The organism is Henriciella sp. AS95 (assembly GCF_038900055.1).
GTDB lineage: Bacteria > Pseudomonadota > Alphaproteobacteria > Caulobacterales > Hyphomonadaceae > Henriciella.
Genome location: NZ_JBBMQM010000001.1, coordinates 2,516,258 through 2,533,215, shown reverse-complemented (window position 1 = coordinate 2,533,215; position 16,958 = coordinate 2,516,258). Strand labels below are relative to the sequence as shown.

At 58.3% G+C, this 16,958-nt stretch carries 19 protein-coding genes; 16 read left to right on the top strand and 3 right to left on the bottom strand.

What is annotated here, in order from left to right; genetic code table 11:
* Window positions 1-233: 233 nt before the first annotated feature.
* From WNY37_RS12530 to WNY37_RS12455, 16 genes are all read left to right on the top strand, one after another.
* Window positions 234-1,613, top strand: coding sequence for an L-serine ammonia-lyase (locus WNY37_RS12530; protein WP_342973726.1), 1,380 nt, complete (start codon window positions 234-236; stop codon window positions 1,611-1,613).
* A gap of 56 nt (window positions 1,614-1,669) precedes the next feature.
* Window positions 1,670-2,737, top strand: coding sequence for an MBL fold metallo-hydrolase (locus WNY37_RS12525; protein ID WP_342973725.1), 1,068 nt, complete (start codon window positions 1,670-1,672; stop codon window positions 2,735-2,737).
* 105 nt (window positions 2,738-2,842) lie between these two features.
* Complete coding sequence (locus tag WNY37_RS12520) at window positions 2,843-3,109, top strand: hypothetical protein (RefSeq protein WP_342973724.1); 267 nt, start codon at window positions 2,843-2,845, stop codon at window positions 3,107-3,109.
* 21 nt (window positions 3,110-3,130) lie between these two features.
* A complete protein-coding gene (locus tag WNY37_RS12515) occupies window positions 3,131-3,433 on the top strand; it encodes a YbjQ family protein (protein ID WP_342973723.1) in 303 nt (100 codons plus the stop codon).
* Window positions 3,430-4,299: a signal peptidase I gene (gene lepB / locus WNY37_RS12510; protein WP_342973722.1), complete on the top strand. Its 870-nt coding sequence runs from the start codon at window positions 3,430-3,432 to the stop codon at window positions 4,297-4,299. Before WNY37_RS12515 ends, lepB begins: the two co-directional genes overlap by 4 nt.
* A gap of 84 nt (window positions 4,300-4,383) precedes the next feature.
* A complete protein-coding gene (locus WNY37_RS12505) occupies window positions 4,384-5,535 on the top strand; it encodes a GNAT family N-acetyltransferase (RefSeq protein ID WP_342973721.1) in 1,152 nt (383 codons plus the stop codon).
* Window positions 5,536-5,616: 81 nt separating this feature from the next.
* Window positions 5,617-6,225, top strand: coding sequence for a histidine phosphatase family protein (locus tag WNY37_RS12500; protein WP_342973720.1), 609 nt, complete (start codon window positions 5,617-5,619; stop codon window positions 6,223-6,225).
* A gap of 74 nt (window positions 6,226-6,299) precedes the next feature.
* On the top strand, window positions 6,300-6,548 hold the full coding sequence (locus WNY37_RS12495) for an exodeoxyribonuclease VII small subunit (RefSeq protein WP_342973719.1): 249 nt from the start codon (window positions 6,300-6,302) through the stop codon (window positions 6,546-6,548).
* Between the two features lie 10 nt (window positions 6,549-6,558).
* Window positions 6,559-7,443, top strand: coding sequence for a polyprenyl synthetase family protein (locus WNY37_RS12490; protein WP_342973718.1), 885 nt, complete (start codon window positions 6,559-6,561; stop codon window positions 7,441-7,443).
* A 54-nt stretch (window positions 7,444-7,497) separates the two neighbouring features.
* Window positions 7,498-9,414, top strand: a complete 1,917-nt coding sequence (gene dxs / locus WNY37_RS12485) for a 1-deoxy-D-xylulose-5-phosphate synthase (RefSeq protein ID WP_342974900.1) — start codon at window positions 7,498-7,500, stop codon at window positions 9,412-9,414.
* Window positions 9,415-9,498: 84 nt separating this feature from the next.
* Entirely contained in the window at window positions 9,499-10,113 is a 615-nt protein-coding gene (locus WNY37_RS12480; protein ID WP_342973717.1) for a hypothetical protein, read from the top strand.
* Between the two features lie 70 nt (window positions 10,114-10,183).
* Window positions 10,184-10,828: a hypothetical protein gene (locus tag WNY37_RS12475; RefSeq protein WP_342973716.1), complete on the top strand. Its 645-nt coding sequence runs from the start codon at window positions 10,184-10,186 to the stop codon at window positions 10,826-10,828.
* 67 nt (window positions 10,829-10,895) lie between these two features.
* Window positions 10,896-11,051: a hypothetical protein gene (locus WNY37_RS12470; RefSeq protein WP_342973715.1), complete on the top strand. Its 156-nt coding sequence runs from the start codon at window positions 10,896-10,898 to the stop codon at window positions 11,049-11,051.
* Between the two features lie 119 nt (window positions 11,052-11,170).
* Window positions 11,171-12,916 (top strand): class I adenylate-forming enzyme family protein, encoded by a 1,746-nt coding sequence (locus WNY37_RS12465; RefSeq protein ID WP_342973714.1) that lies wholly within the window; start codon window positions 11,171-11,173, stop codon window positions 12,914-12,916.
* A gap of 24 nt (window positions 12,917-12,940) precedes the next feature.
* Window positions 12,941-13,957 (top strand): aldo/keto reductase, encoded by a 1,017-nt coding sequence (locus tag WNY37_RS12460; protein ID WP_342973713.1) that lies wholly within the window; start codon window positions 12,941-12,943, stop codon window positions 13,955-13,957.
* Between the two features lies 1 nt (window position 13,958).
* Complete coding sequence (locus WNY37_RS12455; RefSeq protein ID WP_342973712.1) at window positions 13,959-14,639, top strand: DUF938 domain-containing protein; 681 nt, start codon at window positions 13,959-13,961, stop codon at window positions 14,637-14,639.
* A 44-nt stretch (window positions 14,640-14,683) separates the two neighbouring features.
* Here the strand turns inward: WNY37_RS12455 and WNY37_RS12450 are convergent, their stop codons facing one another.
* From WNY37_RS12450 to WNY37_RS12440, 3 genes are all read right to left on the bottom strand, one after another.
* Window positions 14,684-15,274 (bottom strand): fatty acid desaturase CarF family protein, encoded by a 591-nt coding sequence (locus WNY37_RS12450; protein WP_342973711.1) that lies wholly within the window; start codon window positions 15,272-15,274, stop codon window positions 14,684-14,686.
* A 223-nt stretch (window positions 15,275-15,497) separates the two neighbouring features.
* Window positions 15,498-16,484, bottom strand: a complete 987-nt coding sequence (locus WNY37_RS12445) for a zinc transporter ZntB (RefSeq protein WP_342973710.1) — start codon at window positions 16,482-16,484, stop codon at window positions 15,498-15,500.
* Window positions 16,481-16,915 carry a hypothetical protein gene (locus WNY37_RS12440; protein WP_342973709.1) on the bottom strand — a complete coding sequence of 145 codons (435 nt, stop codon included), beginning with the start codon at window positions 16,913-16,915 and terminating at the stop codon, window positions 16,481-16,483. Before WNY37_RS12440 ends, WNY37_RS12445 begins: the two co-directional genes overlap by 4 nt.
* Window positions 16,916-16,958 lie beyond the last annotated feature (43 nt).

The window sequence follows — 16,958 nt, the reverse complement described above, 5'->3', positions numbered from 1 at the left end:
ACACGCGTTTGATTATTGGAGTTCACTCCAGATACGCAACTCATTGTGTGAGTCGCATGACAAAATGTAGCTACTGGTGAGGCATTCACGCATCACTTGATCTTGGGCGCTGTCGCACTAATGCAGAGGTTGCATTGTGATTTGCGGCCGGTTTCGGGATCTGGCTTGCTGTTCGAAGTCATCGCCATTAGCCGTTGATTTCAAACGAAACAATTTTAGACGAGCCCTGATTTATGCTTTCCGTCCTGGACCTATTTCGCATCGGCCTTGGCCCGTCGAGTTCCCATACGGTGGGGCCTATGCGAATTGCGCGGCGATTCCTGCAGGAGGCTGAGAAGGCTGGAAAGTTGTCGCAGGCATCACGGGTGGAAGCGGTGCTCCAGGGCTCCCTCGCGCTGACGGGGGTTGGTCACGGGACGGACAAAGCGGTGATCCTCGGCCTTATCGGCATGCAGCCTGAAACAGCCGACGCTGAGGAAGCCGAGCAGGCCTTTCGCAAAACGGTCCAGGAGCGGCGCATCGCCCTGATGGATGGACCTGTGCTCGACTTCAATCCGGTCAAGGACATCGTTTTTGATACCGAAACCGTTCCTGAACTGCACCCCAATGGCATGACGATGAACCTCTATGCCGGGGAAGCGACCGCATCCTTCTCGCGCACTTACTTCTCTACGGGCGGAGGGTTCATCGCTTCCAAGCGCCAGCTTCAGAAACCGGTGCGAAAAGATCTGGTCGAGAGTGCCAGAGGGGCACCGTATCCATTTAACTCTGCGGCTGAGATGCTGGACATATGCGCCCGCAATGACTGGCGCATCGATACGCTGATCCTGCACAATGAAGACGCGCGCCGCACGCGGGAAAAGACGCTGAAGCGGCTCGACAAGATCGCAGATACGATGATGGCGTGCATCGACCGTGGCTTGTCGCGGAAAGGCATCTTGCCCGGCGGTCTGGAGGTTGCTCGGCGCGCAAGCGGTCTGCACGAAAAGCTGCGCGACAATCCCGGCTCCAACGAACGCGAACAGCTGTTTGACTGGCTGAACGTCTATGCGATGGCGGTGAATGAAGAGAATGCGGCAGGCGGGCGGGTTGTGACCGCGCCCACCAACGGTGCAGCCGGGATTCTGCCATCCGTCCTTCGTCATTATTGCAGCGAGGATGGGCAGCTCAATCGCGATCACGCCCGGCGTTTCCTGCTGGTCGCGGGAGGGATCGGCCTTCTTTACAAGCAACGTGCCTCGATCTCGGGTGCCGAGATGGGATGCCAGGGGGAAGTGGGCGTCGCCTGCTCGATGGCGGCGGCGGGCCTGGCGGCGGTCTGGGGCGCCGATGCCGAAATGTGCTGTGTGGCAGCCGAGATCGGCATGGAGCACAATCTCGGTCTGACCTGCGACCCTGTCGGCGGCCTTGTTCAGATACCATGTATTGAGCGCAACGCTTTTGGAGCCGTCAAAGCCGTCAATGCGGCGCGTCTCGCCATGCAGGGGACAGGGCATCACAAGGTCAGTCTCGATCAGGTCATCGAGACGATGCGTCAGACGGGCATCGACATGTCGTCAAAGTACAAGGAGACCAGCACCGGCGGTCTCGCCGTCAATGTGATCGCGTGCTGAACATTGACCCGCGGTCAGGCTTCCCAGCGTGATCGACCCATGTCAGACTCACCACCATGGATGGCTTTCAGACCAAAACGCCGAGCCGACCGGCGCTTCATTATCCCTTGGGAGACACGACGCCGGATGTCGGCGAAACGATCGAGATCGTGCCGGGGCTGCATTGGGTGCGCATGCCGCTTCCGTTTGCGCTCAAATGGATAAATCTCTGGCTGATCGATGACGGCGAGAAGGGCTGGACGATTGTCGATACCGGGATGCCGATGCCGGACACGAAAACCGCGTGGCGCAAAATCTTCGATGAGAAGCTTGGTGGCCGGCCCGTCTGGCGCGTCATCGTCACGCATATGCATCCAGACCATATCGGTAATGCAGGCTGGTTGACGAGGAAGTTTCCCGGGGCCGAACTCTGGATCAGCCGACTGGAATATGTGAGCTGTCGTATGCTGGTGGCCGATACCGGCCGCGAGGCACCAGAGGCAGGCATCAGTTTCTTCCGAGCCGCTGGATGGAATGAGAGCCAGCTCAATAGCTATCGCGAACGCTTCGGCGGGTTCGGCCGCGCCGTTAGCCAGCTGCCGGACGCCTATCACCGGCTGAGTGACGGCGATGTGTTTGAGATGGGGGGGCAAAGCTGGCGTGTTATTTCGGGCAATGGTCATTCCCCGGAACATTCCTGCCTCTATTGTGAAGCGCTCGACATCGTCATTTCCGGTGACCAGCTTTTGCCGCGTATTTCGTCAAACGTTTCCGTGCACCCGACTGAACCGGATGCCAATCCGCTCCAGGACTGGTTGGACAGTTGTCGGAAACTGCAGGCTGAGTTGTCCGATGACGTGCTGGTGCTACCGGCGCACAATGAGCCTTTCAAAGGCGCACACAAACGCCTCGGTCACCTTATCAAGGGCCATGAGACCGCGTTGAAGCGCCTTCATCAGCGCCTCGCAGAAGAACCGCGGCGCGTGATCGATATTTTTCCATCCGTATTTGGTCGCAAGATTGGCGATGATCTTGTCTCGATGGCGACGGGGGAAGCGATCGCGCATCTCAACTATCTGCTGGCGGACGGCAAAGCCCGCAGGTCCCGGGACGCTGATGGGGTCGACTGGTACACCGCTAGCTGATCACAGTCCCCAGCCAGCACGCCCACGACTTTTTCGACAGTCAGTTTTTTTGTCGCCAAGCTTTCGCCACGTCTCTACTCTAGCCAGACTTGGCAGGAGAGCGACATGAGCGAACGCGGCGGCACGAATTTCCTTTTCATTGCAGGCATCGCGCTGATCGTGCTTGGCGCAGGCATCTATGCGCTTTTTTCCGTGCTGGGGATTAGTTTTGCGATTGGGGAAGCGTCTCAGGAGAGCGGGGCGCCGATATTCCTGATTTTGCTGGTGCCGGGGATCGTGTTCATCGGGATGCTGCTGCTTTTCATAAAGGTTGTTGCCGACAGGCTGGCCAGCAAGGAAGACGACCACTATTCCAGAACGGTCGATAAATAGGCGCGCGTGATGATTGTGACCATGGCCGAGAATGTCCCCGGACGCGATGTGAGCGAGGTGCTGGGGATTGCGCGGGGAAATGTCGTGCGGACACGATTTTTCGGCCGTGACATCATGGCTGGATTACGAAATCTGGTAGGTGGAGAAGTGCCTGAGTACACCAAACTAATGGCAGAAGCGCGCGAGCAGGCCCTTGACCGGATGCGCGCGGACGCCCAAAGCCTTGGCGCCGATGCGATCATTTCGATGCGCATAACAACATCAATGATAATGGGCGGATCTGCGGAACTGCTCGCTTATGGAACAGCCGTCAGACTAAAATGACTGAATCCTCCCAGACTTCCGAAGCGCCAGCAGAAGAGCGGTCGCTGAAAGACAAGCTTCTGCACGAAGTGCGCGAATGGCTGGTGACGCTCGCTATTTTTATTCCGGCGTTCTACATCTTCTCGTTCCTTATCTATGAACAGCGGGTGATCCCCTCGGAAAGCATGGTGCCCAACCTGCAGGTCGGTGACCGGGTCGCCGTGAACAAGTTTGCCTACGGCTATAGCCGGTACAGCCTGCCATGGGGTGCCTGGCGGTTGATCCCAGAGGGTGATGGACGTGTGTTTGGCAGCAAGCCCAAGCGCGGCGATGTTGCTGTCTTCATGCATCCGCACACGGACCGCGTCATGATCAAACGGATTATCGGCCTGCCGGGCGATCGCGTGCAGATGATTGATGAGCAGATCTATCTGAATGGTGAGCCAATCGACCGTGAATTTGTGCGTCGTATCACCTACAATCCCAAGGATCGGCATCGCACCATCGCCCGAGAGTATCAGGAGACGGTCGACGGCCGCTCCTGGCTGACGCATGATTTCCAGCAAGGTCCGGATGAATTCAATCGTCTCGATTCAACGCCCGAGTTCGATGTCCCGGAAGGCTATTACCTGTTCATGGGTGACAACCGCGACAATTCCGAAGATGGCCGGTCGCTGACGGGGCATTGTCCGCCAAATGCTGAAGGCATTGTGGACCGGGCAGGGTGCTCTCTGCCCCGCGGGATATCGGCGGAAGAAGCGTCGGTTGGGTTCGTGCCGGCAGAAAACCTGATCGGGCGTGCCGACACGGTTCTGTTCTCGACTTACTCCTGCTCAAAGGCAGATGCCGAGCCCTGCATGAAGAAGCGTCTCTGGCGAGGACTCTGAGTTAAATTCCCTTTTGGGGGGAAATTGGCTCGCTGTTTGCAAGACTGATCTCAGAAACTGGATCTGTGATCAGGGATGGCACACATGAAGTTCGCACTTCTTCACTCCAAGGACATGACCGACGATTTGTGGCAGGCCTTTGAACGCCTGCGCGATGCAAGGGCGATTTACGATGACCCGTTCTTCGATCCGCTTTATGCGCGTCTTGTCGCCGAGGTCCGTCCTGATGTCCGGTTTGCCGTTGCATTTGACTGTGATGTCCCGGTCGGGTTCTGGCCGCTGCACCGTCGGCCTGGCGCCTGGGCACGTCCAATTGGTGGATGCTTTTCGGACTGGCACGGACCCGTGCTATCGGAACAAACCGACCTCAAACCCTATGAATTTCTGAGGGGAGTCGGCCTGCTGGGCATGTCGGCCTATGGCTGGCTTCCGCAGGATGCGGAGAGCGAGCGGCGTCTCACTTTTGTCGGCGCCAATATGAGCGATGTCAGCGGCGGCTGGGATGCTTTCATCGAGAACCAGACTCAGCGCTGGCCAAAGCATTTCAAGAAGATGCGCCGGTTGCAGCGCAATGTTGAACGCGATTTTTCCGAACTCGAATTTCGCTACGATAATGAATGTGGCCAGACCTTTGACCGGCTGATCGAGCTGAAGCGCGAGCAATTCATCCGCACAGGCCGCCACGATGTCCTGGCGTCGCTCTGGTCTCGCCGCCTGATGGACAGATTGCGCAGCAATACTGGCCCGCGATTCCGTCTGAGACTGGTGAGCATCTATTTTGACGGCGAGCACGCAGCGAGTGAACTGGTGCTTCAGTCCGACAAAGTGACACATGGGTGGATCACTGCATTTGAGCAGGATTATTCGCAATATTCGCCCGGCAATATGGTTGTGCACAACATGCTGGAGCAAATGGCGATGGATGGTCCGTCGATTTACGATGCGGGTCCGGGGCTCGATTACTACAAGCGTCACTACTCCAATTATCAGGTCCCGGTCGGCTCCGGTGTCGTCCGCGCGAAATCCTTCGCCATGCGTCCAGATCGACTGCTGGGGCAGGCCTGGAGGAGTGGCGAGACCTATCTCTCTGGCAAGGCGTCCGACGTCATGGCCCAATCACGCCGTCGGCTTGACCAGATCTGCCTGTCGGAGACCCATACGCTCAGCCGGGTCAGTGGTCTTCGCCAGGCAATGGGGCGAACAGCTGCAGCACTGCAGCTTGCCGAGTCGGACTAACCCATCTAATCGCTTTGCCGGGAAGGTGTTCGGAAGGCGGCTGTTTAAACCAGCCTTCTGCACTGCTAGGCTGAGGGTGTAATGGGTTCTGGAACCTCTGATCAGAAAGCTCCAAGACGCGGACCGATTATTGTCTCGCGTCATGGTCGACCGGCGCTGGACCGTAAGGCCGGTCCACGCCTGGACTGGCAGCAGTATCGCGACTGGTGGAACCGTTATGAGATCGGAAGTCTCGCGCCGGACCAGCCGATTCCCGATAATCTGAAGGAAGCGGTTGCGGACGCAGATATCGTGCTGAGTTCGACAGCGCCACGGGCGATTGAAACGGCTGTGCTGGCCAGTGGGCGTCAGCCTGAAAGCCACGAAGTGTTCTGCGAAGCGCCACTGCCTCCGCCGCGCTTCAAGAACCGCAAATACCTGCCGAAGACGTGGAATGTCCTCGCCCGGACAGCATGGCTTTACGGTCACAGCCTCGACGGCGAAAGCAATCGCGACGCGCGCGAAAGAGCCGGACGAGCCGCTCAGCATCTTCATGAGGCGGCCGAAGGTGGCAAGGTGTACCTGGCGGCGCATGGCTGGTTCAACAGGATGCTGCGTCCGGCGATGGCCAAGTTGGGCTGGGTCTGCGTGCGTGATGGCGGCGACAAATACTGGAGCTACCGCGTCTATGAATATCGCGGAAAATCTTGAGATACGGCCATTGTGAAGGCTGCGCAGCCTGCTTAGGGTGCCCGACTACCTCTTAAATTATCAGGAGCGATCGAATGGCCGGTAAGGCAGAACAGTCGATTGAAAAAATGAGTTTCGAAGAGGCTCTGAAAGAACTCGAAGACATCGTTCGGCGTCTTGAGGGCGGCGATGTTGAGCTGGAAAAGTCGATCGAGATTTATGAGCGTGGCGCCAAGCTGAAAGCGCACTGCGAGGCAAGGCTGAAAGCGGCCGAGCTGAAGATTGAGCAGATTGTGCAAGGTGCGGACGGCAAGCCGAAAACCGAGAGTGCGAGCTTCGATTAAGGACACATGCATGGAGTTTGAAAAGCGTCTGACCGAGATTGCCGACAGGGTAACGGTAGCGCTTGACCAGCTGATTCCGGCCGCTCAGGGACCGGAAGCCGACCTTCTGCGCGCGATGCGGCATGCCGCGCTCGCGAACGGCAAGAGGATGCGTCCGTTCTATGTGATTGAAACCGGCGCTCTGTTTGACGCCGATGAAAAGGCGCTTCTTCGAACGGCGGCAGCTCTGGAATGCGTGCACACTTATTCGCTCGTCCATGACGATCTTCCTTGCATGGATGACGATGATCTGCGCCGCGGCCAACCCACGGTCCACAAGGCTTTTGGTGAGGCGGCAGCTGTCCTGGCCGGTGATGCTCTGCTGACTCTGGCTTTCAAGATTCTGGCAAATGACGAGACCCATCCTGACCCGGCAGTCCGGCTGCGCCTGATTGAGCGGCTGGCTGATGCATCTGGCGCTCGCGGAATGGTTGGCGGCCAGATGATCGATATGCTTGAGGATGAAAGCCCGAGAGACCTCAACACGATCACGCGCATGCAGCGCATGAAAACAGGCGCGCTGATATCCTATTCTGTCGAGGCTGCGGCGATTATTGGCGACGCCAGCGCCAATGCCCGGCATGCCCTGGCCGGCTTTGCGCAAGACCTTGGCCTCGCCTATCAGATCGCGGATGACCTTCTCGATGCGACAGGTGACCAGACTGTGGTCGGAAAGACGCTTCGCAGCGATGAAGCCGCAGGAAAGGCCAATTTCGTAACTATTTTAGGCGTTGATGGTGCACGTGAGCGTGTGCGTCTCCTGGCCGCGCAAGCAAAGCAACACCTCGCATTCTTCCACGAACGCGCCCATATATTGCTGCAATCTGTGGATTATGTTCTGGATCGAACGCGTTAGATGTACGTTAGAACTGACTGAAAGATCCTTCCGAAAGGACAGCCCCCTATGACCCTGCCAGCAAAGACCCGCTTGCTCGACAGTGTGGATTCCCCGGAAGATCTTAAAGGCCGTTCTCGTGATGAGCTGAAGCAGATCGCCGATGAAGTGCGCTCTGAAGTCATTGATGCCGTGTCGGTAACGGGTGGGCATCTTGGCGCGGGTCTGGGCGTGGTTGAACTGACCGTCGCCATTCACTCGGTTTTCAATACGCCGGACGACAAGCTGATCTTTGATGTCGGCCACCAGTGTTATCCACACAAGATTTTGACGGGCCGCAAGGACCGTATCCGCACCCTTCGTCAGGGCGGCGGCCTTTCTGGTTTCACCAAGCGCGCCGAAAGCGAGTTCGACCCGTTCGGCGCCGCGCACGCCTCCACGTCGATTTCCGCCGGTATGGGCTTCGCCAAGGCCCGCGACCTCGCCAAGAATGACAACAAGGTCGTCTGTGTGATCGGCGATGGGGCGATGTCGGCCGGCATGGCCTATGAGGCAATGAATAATGCCGGCTCAGACGGCACCAACATGCTGGTCGTTCTGAACGATAACGACATGTCCATTGCGCCGCCTGTCGGCGCGATGAGCCACTATCTTTCAAAACTTGTTTCGTCGCGGTCTTATCGCGGCCTTCGCAAATTCGCGAAGACGATCGCGAAACCAATTGGCCTCGCCAATCCCGCCCGCAAAGCAGAAGAATATCTTCGCGGCTTTGCCATGGGCGGCACGATGTTCGAGGAACTCGGCTTTTACTATGTCGGACCGATTGATGGACACGACCTGGATGTCCTGTTGCCGGTTCTCGAAAACTGCAAGGCGATGCAGGCCGGTCCGGTCCTTCTGCATGTCGTGACACAGAAGGGCAAAGGCTACGAGCCTGCAGAAAACTCTGCGGATAAATATCACGGCGTCGCCAAGTTCAATGTCGTCACCGGTGAGCAGCAGAAATCCACAGCCGGCCCACCGAGCTATACGAAAGTCTTCGCCAAGAGCCTGATCGAAGAAGCGCGCAAGGATGACCGCATCGTCGGCATTACGGCCGCTATGCCGGGCGGTACAGGCATGGACCTGTTCCAGAAAGAATTCCCGGACCGCATGTTCGATGTCGGCATTGCCGAACAGCATGCTGTGACGTTCGCGGCCGGTATGGCTGCCGACGGCATGAAGCCTTTTGCGGCAATCTATTCGACCTTCCTGCAGCGCGGTTATGATCAGGTTGTCCACGACGTCGCCATTCAGAAACTGCCTGTCCGCTTTGCGATTGACCGGGCCGGTCTCGTCGGTGCTGACGGCCCGACGCATGCCGGCAGCTTCGACATCGGTTTTCTCGGAGCGTTGCCGGGCATGGTCTGTATGGCGGCTTCCGATGAAGCAGAACTCGTCCGTATGGTCCGCACGTCCGTCGAGATCGACGATGCCCCGAGCGCGTTCCGCTATCCGCGCGGCAATGGAGTAGGCGTTGACCTGCCGACCAACCCTGAAGCGCTTGAAATCGGCAAGGGGCGCATCGTTCGCGAGGGAACGAGCATTGCAATCCTGTCTTACGGCGCCCGCCTTCAGGAAGCTCTGAAGGCTGCGGACATGCTGGCGGCGCAGGGGCTGTCGTGCACGGTTGCCGATGCGCGGTTTGCCAAGCCATTGGACAAGGATCTGATCAACCGTCTCGCCAAGGAGCACGAAGTGCTTCTGACCCTCGAAGAGGGCGCTCGCGGCGGTTTCGGCGCTTTCACGCTTGAGCATCTGGCCGAAGTTGGTGCCTTGGATACCGGGCTGAAGATTCGGACGCTTTACCTGCCGGATACATTCCAGGATCAGGATAAACCTGACCTGATGTATGCTGAAGCTGGGCTTGATGCGCGGAGCATTGCGGCGCGCGCAATTGAAGCGCTGGGACGCGGTGACGTTCAGCAAATCGAGCGCTTTGCACGCGCCTGAACCTTACATTTCAGTTACTGGCTATCGCGCGGTTCAGGCCGCCGGTAGGGTGAGGCGACGTTCAGAAGAAAGTATGAGTCGAGTATGCGCCTGAGGCTTTGTAGTGCCTTGGCGGCGATTACCCTCGCTGCCTGTGAAACCACCCCAGTCCCGGTCAGTTTGACAGAAGCGGAATTCAACGCGGTTGTGGCATCCGCGCAGGCCGAGTGGCACCCCTACATCACGATTGAGGAATACTCCGAGACGCTCGATACAGCGACACTGACGGATGCACAAAGGGCGCAGCTCCTGTTCGAGCGTGGCAAGACGCGCCGCCTTGAGAGAATCAATTTGCCTGGGGCCATCGAAGACTTTGATGCGGCGACCACGCTGACAACGGATGCGGCGTTCTTGGCAATCCTGGAAGACGAGAAAAACTTCGCCGCCAGCGACCTGGCACTCGCCCGTGGACGCCTTGGACGCCTTCAGACGCTTTCGGAATGGTTTGTCGATACCGTCGCGATCGGCGACTTTGAGGCGGTTGCGGAGCGGATCCGCGCGTCGGGCCTTTCTCCCTCTGCCGAGCAAGCCCGTTTCCTGGAGGCCGCTGGCTATCTTTGCCGGGGAGCCGAAGATGAGCCGAGTGAGGATTTCACCCTGGGCGAGGATATTGGTCACCTTGATGCCATCAATTGGTGCGAGGCGCCTTCAGAAACCTGAGATCAGTCATATTCTTGCCTTGGAGCCGGTGTCATTTCACAAGGCGTCATGATTATCAGGGAGTACCGAGATGCTTAGATCCATGCTGGCAGGCGCGAGCCTTGTCATCCTTGCAGCTGCATGTGCGTCGTCAACAGATGCACCGGCTGAGCCGGTTGAAACCAGTACGACGTCAGAGCCGACACCGTTCGAACTCGCGATGGGAACGGTCAATTCGCTTGTCGAAGCCGGTAATGAGCAGATCGCGATTGACCGTCTGACACAGCTGCTGGGCGATCCCGGCATGAGTGACGAGCAGATGGCCAAGGCCTTGTATGCGCGCGCCAAGCTTCGTGCAGCTGGCGGTAATGATCTGACCGGTGCGGTCGCAGATCTGAAAGAGATTGCCGCACAGTATCCGGAAAGCAGTATCGCCGATGAAGCAGCAGCCATGCAGGCTGAGGCTGAGGCTGAGTTTGCGATGCTGAATGACATGCTGGCATCGGGCGACACGACGGCAATGGAGCGGTTCGAAATCCTGTTCCGCCTTGGCCAGCACCAGGAAGCGGCAGACCTCATGCTGGCTGGCGCACTGGAGCCGGAAAATTCGTATATCCTCGACATGTACCAGATCGGATATCTCTGCGACGGTGACGAACTCGCCGGCCCGGTGTTTGAACTGGTCGAGCCGGACGGCACCAGCCGGGCGGTCCAGTTCTGCGAACTCGGTAAATAATCACGTAAGGCCAGCGCGGCTGGCACGCTGATTGCTCCTCCCCTCCTTTCGGCGGGGAGGGGCCATCATGAAAAAAGATCTTCTGACAATATTTCTGGCAGGCCTGGCCTGCACGGCGGTGCTGCTTTTGTGGCCGAAGCCGTATTCCGAGCCGCTCTCTGCTGACGAGGTCGCTGCCTATCAGACGGCTCTGGAGCTGCCGGACTCTCTTCCGGCCCGTTAGGCGTTCTATCGAGACGGGCTGCCCCTACTGTGTTGAAATCATCACAATCTTAGCTCGCCTCTTTCTTTGGCGCGGCCGCCATGATTGATTGCTGACTATACAGATATAGGGAGTATCACATGGCAGCAGATGGTGGACCGTCATGGCCGGCAATGTCGATTGCGCAGGCGAATGCGAAACTGGCTGAACCGGGGACGCCGCTTGCGGTCAGCGATGGCGTCATCGACGGCATCGAGATGAAATATTACCCCGAAGCGCCGCCCACCATACGCTTTCTTGTCGAGGCCTCCAAAGCGTATGGCGACCGGACATTCCTCGTCTATGAGAACGAGCGCGCTTCCTTTCTTTCGCACTACAAGGCCGTCGCACATTTCGCGCATGTGCTGAAGGACAGTTTCAACATTAAACCTGGTGACCGGGTTGCAATCGTGATGCGCAATTTCCCGCAATGGCCGGTCGCATTCTTTGCGGCTCTGTCCATTGGGGCGATCGCAACACCGATGAACTCCTGGTGGACCGCTGATGAACTGGAATACGGGCTGCAGAATGCCGGTGTGAAGGTGGCCGTCATCGATCCACAGATTTTCGAGCGCATCCGCGAACATCTCGACAAGCTGCCGGATCTCGAAGCGGTCATCATCGCCCGCGAGACCGAAGAAGAACGCAATGATCCACGGGTTCACAACTTTGAGGATTTCGTCGGCGAGACAAATGACTGGGAAAAGCTGAAAGACGTGTCGATGCCGGACGTGCCGATCGGTACGGACGATGATGCCACCCTGATGTACACATCGGGGACCACCGGCCGACCAAAGGGCGCAATCGCAAGCAACCGGGCTGTCATTTCGAACTTCCTGAATTCGATGACCTGTCAGGCGAGGATGTATCTGCGCCGGGGGGAGCAGCCGCCCGAGCAGGACCTCAGTGAACAACGCGCCACATTGCTGGCCATTCCTTTCTTCCATGCCACCGGCGCCTTCGCTGTACTAATCCCGACGCTGCTTCGCGGCGACAAGATCGTCTCCATGTACAAGTGGGATGCAGGCAAAGCGTTGCCGATCATCGAGAATGAAAAGATCACGACGATTGGCGGCGTGCCAGCGATTGCCTGGCAAGTCCTCGAGCATCCAGAGCGGGACAATTACGATCTCTCGTCGATTAGCGTTGTGTCGTATGGTGGCGCGCCATCTGCGCCAGAGCTCGTTTCGACGATCAAAAAACGGTTCCCGGAAGCTGCGCCCGGCAATGGGTGGGGCATGACGGAGACCTGCGCGACGGCCACGCTCAATATCGGTGAGGACTATGAGAACCGGCCGAACAGTGCGGGGGCGCCGCCGCTTGCCGTGGAGCTTAAAGTCGTCAGCCCGGAAGGTGAGACGCTTCCAGCGGGCGAAGTTGGCGAACTGTGGTGCAAGAGCCCGTCGAACTGCCGTTCCTACTGGAACAGGCCCGATGCAACGGCCGAGACCTTCAAGGACGGATGGGTCGTCACCGGAGACCTTGCCCGCCTTGATGAGGAAGGGTTTCTGTATCTCGTCGACCGCGCCAAGGACATGTTGATCCGGGGCGGCGAGAACATCTACTGCATTGAGGTGGAGAGTGCGCTGTATGACCACCCCGCCGTCATGGATGCTTCAGTCGTCGGAATTCCCCACAAGGTGCTTGGTGAAGAGGTCGGCGCTGTCGTTCAGCTGAAGCCCGGCAAGACGGTCAGTCAGGATGAGCTGCGTGCGCATGTCGCCAAACAGCTCGCCGCATTCAAGGTGCCGGTCGAAATCCAGTTCCAGACGGATCCATTGCCGCGCAATGCGAATGGCAAGATTCTAAAGCCTGAACTGCGAGAGCGTTTCGCGCCGCGCGGCTGAGACATGCAGGACATGGAGAAGTAAATGAGCATCAGGTCCCGAACCATCGGAGGCGACCCGGTCTATCCGGTCGGCCTTGGCTGCATGAATGTCACCCATGCCTACGGGCCGCCCATCGATGAAGCCGATGCTGTCAGACTGTTTCAGCGGGCGCTCGATATCGGTTGCAATTTCTTCGATACCGCTACGATTTACGGAGCGGGCCGGAGCGAACAGCTTGTCGGTCAGGCAATTGCCGGTCGCCGGGACGATGTTTTTCTCGCCAGCAAGTGCGTGCTCGCTGTCAAGGATGGCAAGCGGGTGCTGGATGCGCGTCCAGAGGCGATCAAGAGCGCGTGTGATGCGAGTCTGAAACGCCTCAATGTCGATGTCATCGATCTTTATTACATGCATCGTCCGGACCCGAATGTTCCGATTGAAGACTCAGTTGGTGCGCTGTCCGAGCTTGTCGAAGCCGGCAAGATCCGGATGATTGGGTTATCCGAAATGGGCGAGGGCCTCCTGCGGCGTGCGCACGCGGTTCATCCGATTGCGGCGCTGCAGTCGGAATACTCGCTCTGGGTCCGCAATCCGGAGATTGCGGTCATGGAGGCCTGCAAGGAGCTGGGGACCGCTCTGGTGGCGTTTTCGCCTGTGGGCCGCGGGTTTCTTGCCGATCCGCCGGCAGATCCCGCGACGTTCCATGAGAGCGATATGAGGGGAACGATCTTTCCGCGTTTCTCGCCAGAGAACTATCCCGCCAATCTGGTATTGCTTGACGAGGCGCGCGCATGCGCCGAGGAGGTCGGCTGTAGCGTGGCTCAGCTCGCACTGGCATGGACGCTGGCCAAAGGCGACCATGTTGTCCCCATCCCCGGCACGACCAGCGTGAAGCACCTCGAAGAAAACCACGCGGCGGGCGCGGTGTCGCTGTCGCCGGAAATCGTGGCCAGGCTGGATGCCCACTTCACACCCGAAAGTGCCGTCGGCCCGCGCTATAATCGCTACGGTCAGGCAAGTGTCGACACTGAACAATACGATTTTGAAACCAGCGGGACCTGAATTGGCCGAGAACGACGATATTGGAAGCTCCGGTAAAGCGGTCGCGCTTGAAGCGCGCGAGACGGCTCAAGACGGACGGCGCTATTCGCCGTCTGCTGGGCGCAACAAGGCCGTCATCTGTGAGGTGCTCGCCGAAAAGCTGCCGTCGCGGGCGAATGTGCTGGAAGTCGCCTCAGGCACGGGGGAGCACGGGGCTCATTTCGTTGCGGCTATGCCAGAACTTCGCTGGACCTATTCAGATCTCGACGAGATCAGCCTGGCGAGCCAGGCGTCCTGGACGGCGTATGAGGACTTTGACGGCCGTTTGAGCGGCCCCGTTGCGCTTGATGCGTCTTCGTTAGACTGGGGCGCTGTCGAACGACAGGACAGTTGGGACGCGATTTTCTGCGCAAACATGATCCACATTGCGCCTTTCGCGGCAGTGGAAGGGCTTTTCGCCGGGGCAGGGCGTCTTCTATCGCCTTCAGGAAGGCTGGTCCTCTACGGACCCTTCGCGCGGGACGGCGACATCGCCGAATCAAATGCGCGGTTTCGCGACAGTCTTCGGCAGCGTGATCCATCATGGGGTGTCAGAGATCTCGATCGAGACCTGCTGCCGCTTGCTGAGCGCGCGAGACTTCAATTGGTTGAGGTCGTCGATATGCCCGCCAATAATAATATTGTTATCTTCGAAAAGACCTGAAAAAGGCCGCCCCACCTTGGTGTGGGACGGCCATTCAGTGAAGCCTAGACGGCGCGGCGATAGCGCGGATTTACGCTGTCATCGAGGCGCGGCACAACACCGGTCAGAAATTTTATACCTTTCTCAACCCTCTGAAAGAACTGAACTTTCTCCAGCGCTGGATTGAGATGGTTGGTCATCACGCAATAGTGGCTGTCCTTGCCTTTGCGGTGGTGGGCGGCATGGTGCCTGTGGGACTGCATGATACCGATTTTCTGGGCCAGAGGGATGATCCGACCGTTCTCTTTCGGGCTGCGGTGAGCGCAAGCATGAATTTCGTTTGCAAACATGCCAAATATGACCGCCGTGCCGGTAAACAGGTTTAGCCAGCCAACAGCCCAGAACAGTCCAAGGAAGGCGAGACCGATCAGAATAACTTCACGGTTTCGCGTCCAGAGGTTGCCCTTCAGGAAGCTGCGCGGTGTGTGGTGATGCTGCTGGTTCTCCCGGATTGTGTGGCCGAGGATGGGCCATTTGGGGTCGCCATAGCGGTCCTCCATCCAGTGGAAAGCGCCGGATACGAAGTCCGCAAGATACACCCCGCCCAGGACTTTTGCTGCGACGCCTGCCGCTGAGGTGATAGCCGATACAAACATGTGAACCTCCATCTTGGCCGCTCGAATGTGAGCAAGTGTTCACATGTGAGTGTTTGATCACATAAAATGGCAGGAATGTGGCAATGTGATCGAATGTTCACTTTTTCGAAGGCTGAGGGGAGGCCGCTACAACTAGATGTGCGGGCCGTCGAAGGAAGATCCGTGTGCAGGGCATCGCCCATCACTTGATGAAAATGCAAGGTAATACAGGGGGCTGGCGTCGTTAGAGCCAGCGCATTCTGTGCAGGAGCAGGACCAGAAGGAGGGCAAGACCACTCATGCCAAAGCAGAGAAGCGTGAACGCGACGGGGGAGGCCGTGCCCGGCATGCCGCCTAGATTTACGCCGAAAAGGCCTGTCACAAAGCCGAGTGGCAGGAAGATGGCGGAGATGATTGAAAGCACGAACAGCCGCTGGTTCATCCGGTCAGCGCGGTCTTCGACGATCTGCTCCTGCAGCATGGTTGAGCGGTCGCGGATATTGTCGAGTTCCTCGCCGATCCGGGTCACACGGTCCGCGATTTCGCGAAGGTGCAATGCTTCATCGGGGGAAAACAGGTCAAGGCCCTCCCGCGCCATCTGCGCCAGAGCATCGCGTTGCGGAATGATGTAGCGGCGCAGCTGGAGGACTTTTCGGCGAAAGTCGCCGAGTGCGAATTTGGACAGTTTGGAAGCCTCATCGATGATCCGATCTTCAAACGCATCGGCCTGGTCTTCGAGGCTGGAAACGATGGGTTCGATCCCATCCGTCAGGCCTGCAGCCAGATAGGCAATGATCGCTCCACTGGAGGGCGGGATGTCTCCCTGCATGATGTCGTCGCGCAGGTGCTGGGCCGCCATGATGTGGAAGGCCCGGAGTGAAATGACCAGCCCCGGTGTCGTCCAGATGCGAATGGCGATCATGTCCTCGGGCTCCGAACCCTCATTCATATTGACGCCGCGCAGATTGATAAGAAGGCCCGGTGGATGCTTCACACAGCGAGGCCGCGTATCTTCCTGAAGCAGGGCATTGTCGATAACCATGTCGACGCCGCTTTTTTCGATCAGCCATTGTCGGACCTGAGGTGACAGCCGATTGAGATGCAGCCAGCGGCGCACGCCAGCTTTCTCGGCCGGGCCGGAGGCGATTTCGTCCCAGTTCAGGCGGCGGGCATGGCCGTCAGTCTCGAATTCAAATGCGAAGACAAGCGGGTTGTCGACCGTCGTCGTCATGAACGGTACTGCTCCATGGCAATGTATCCGATCACCTCGATCCACTCGATCACATCCTCGCCGACGCCTTCATCGCGAAGGAAGCCCGTGAACGCGGGAACGAAGTTCTGAGGCTCCGAGCATTGTGCGATCGCATTGTTGAGTTCCGGCATGACAATGCGGTCAAAGTCTCGGGCAAGGTCATCGAAATCATCAACGAGCGAAGCGATACGCAGAGCGGTCAGCGCAGACGGTGTGTCAACTTTGCCTGAAAGGCCCCTCAGCTCATTGATCGTCCCGTAGTTTGAGCGGGCGAAGCGGGACATGACCTTGTCTGTCCTCCACTCCACCCATTCTGAAGTGCAGGGTTGAGGTGTCGTGCAGGCCGACACGCCGACTATGGCTGCGGCGCCGGCAAGAGCGAGTTTGAGCGCGTGAAATGAGGTCTTCATCCCGGGTCACCTTTCGAGTCGTGACCGACCCTATCGCGTCTTT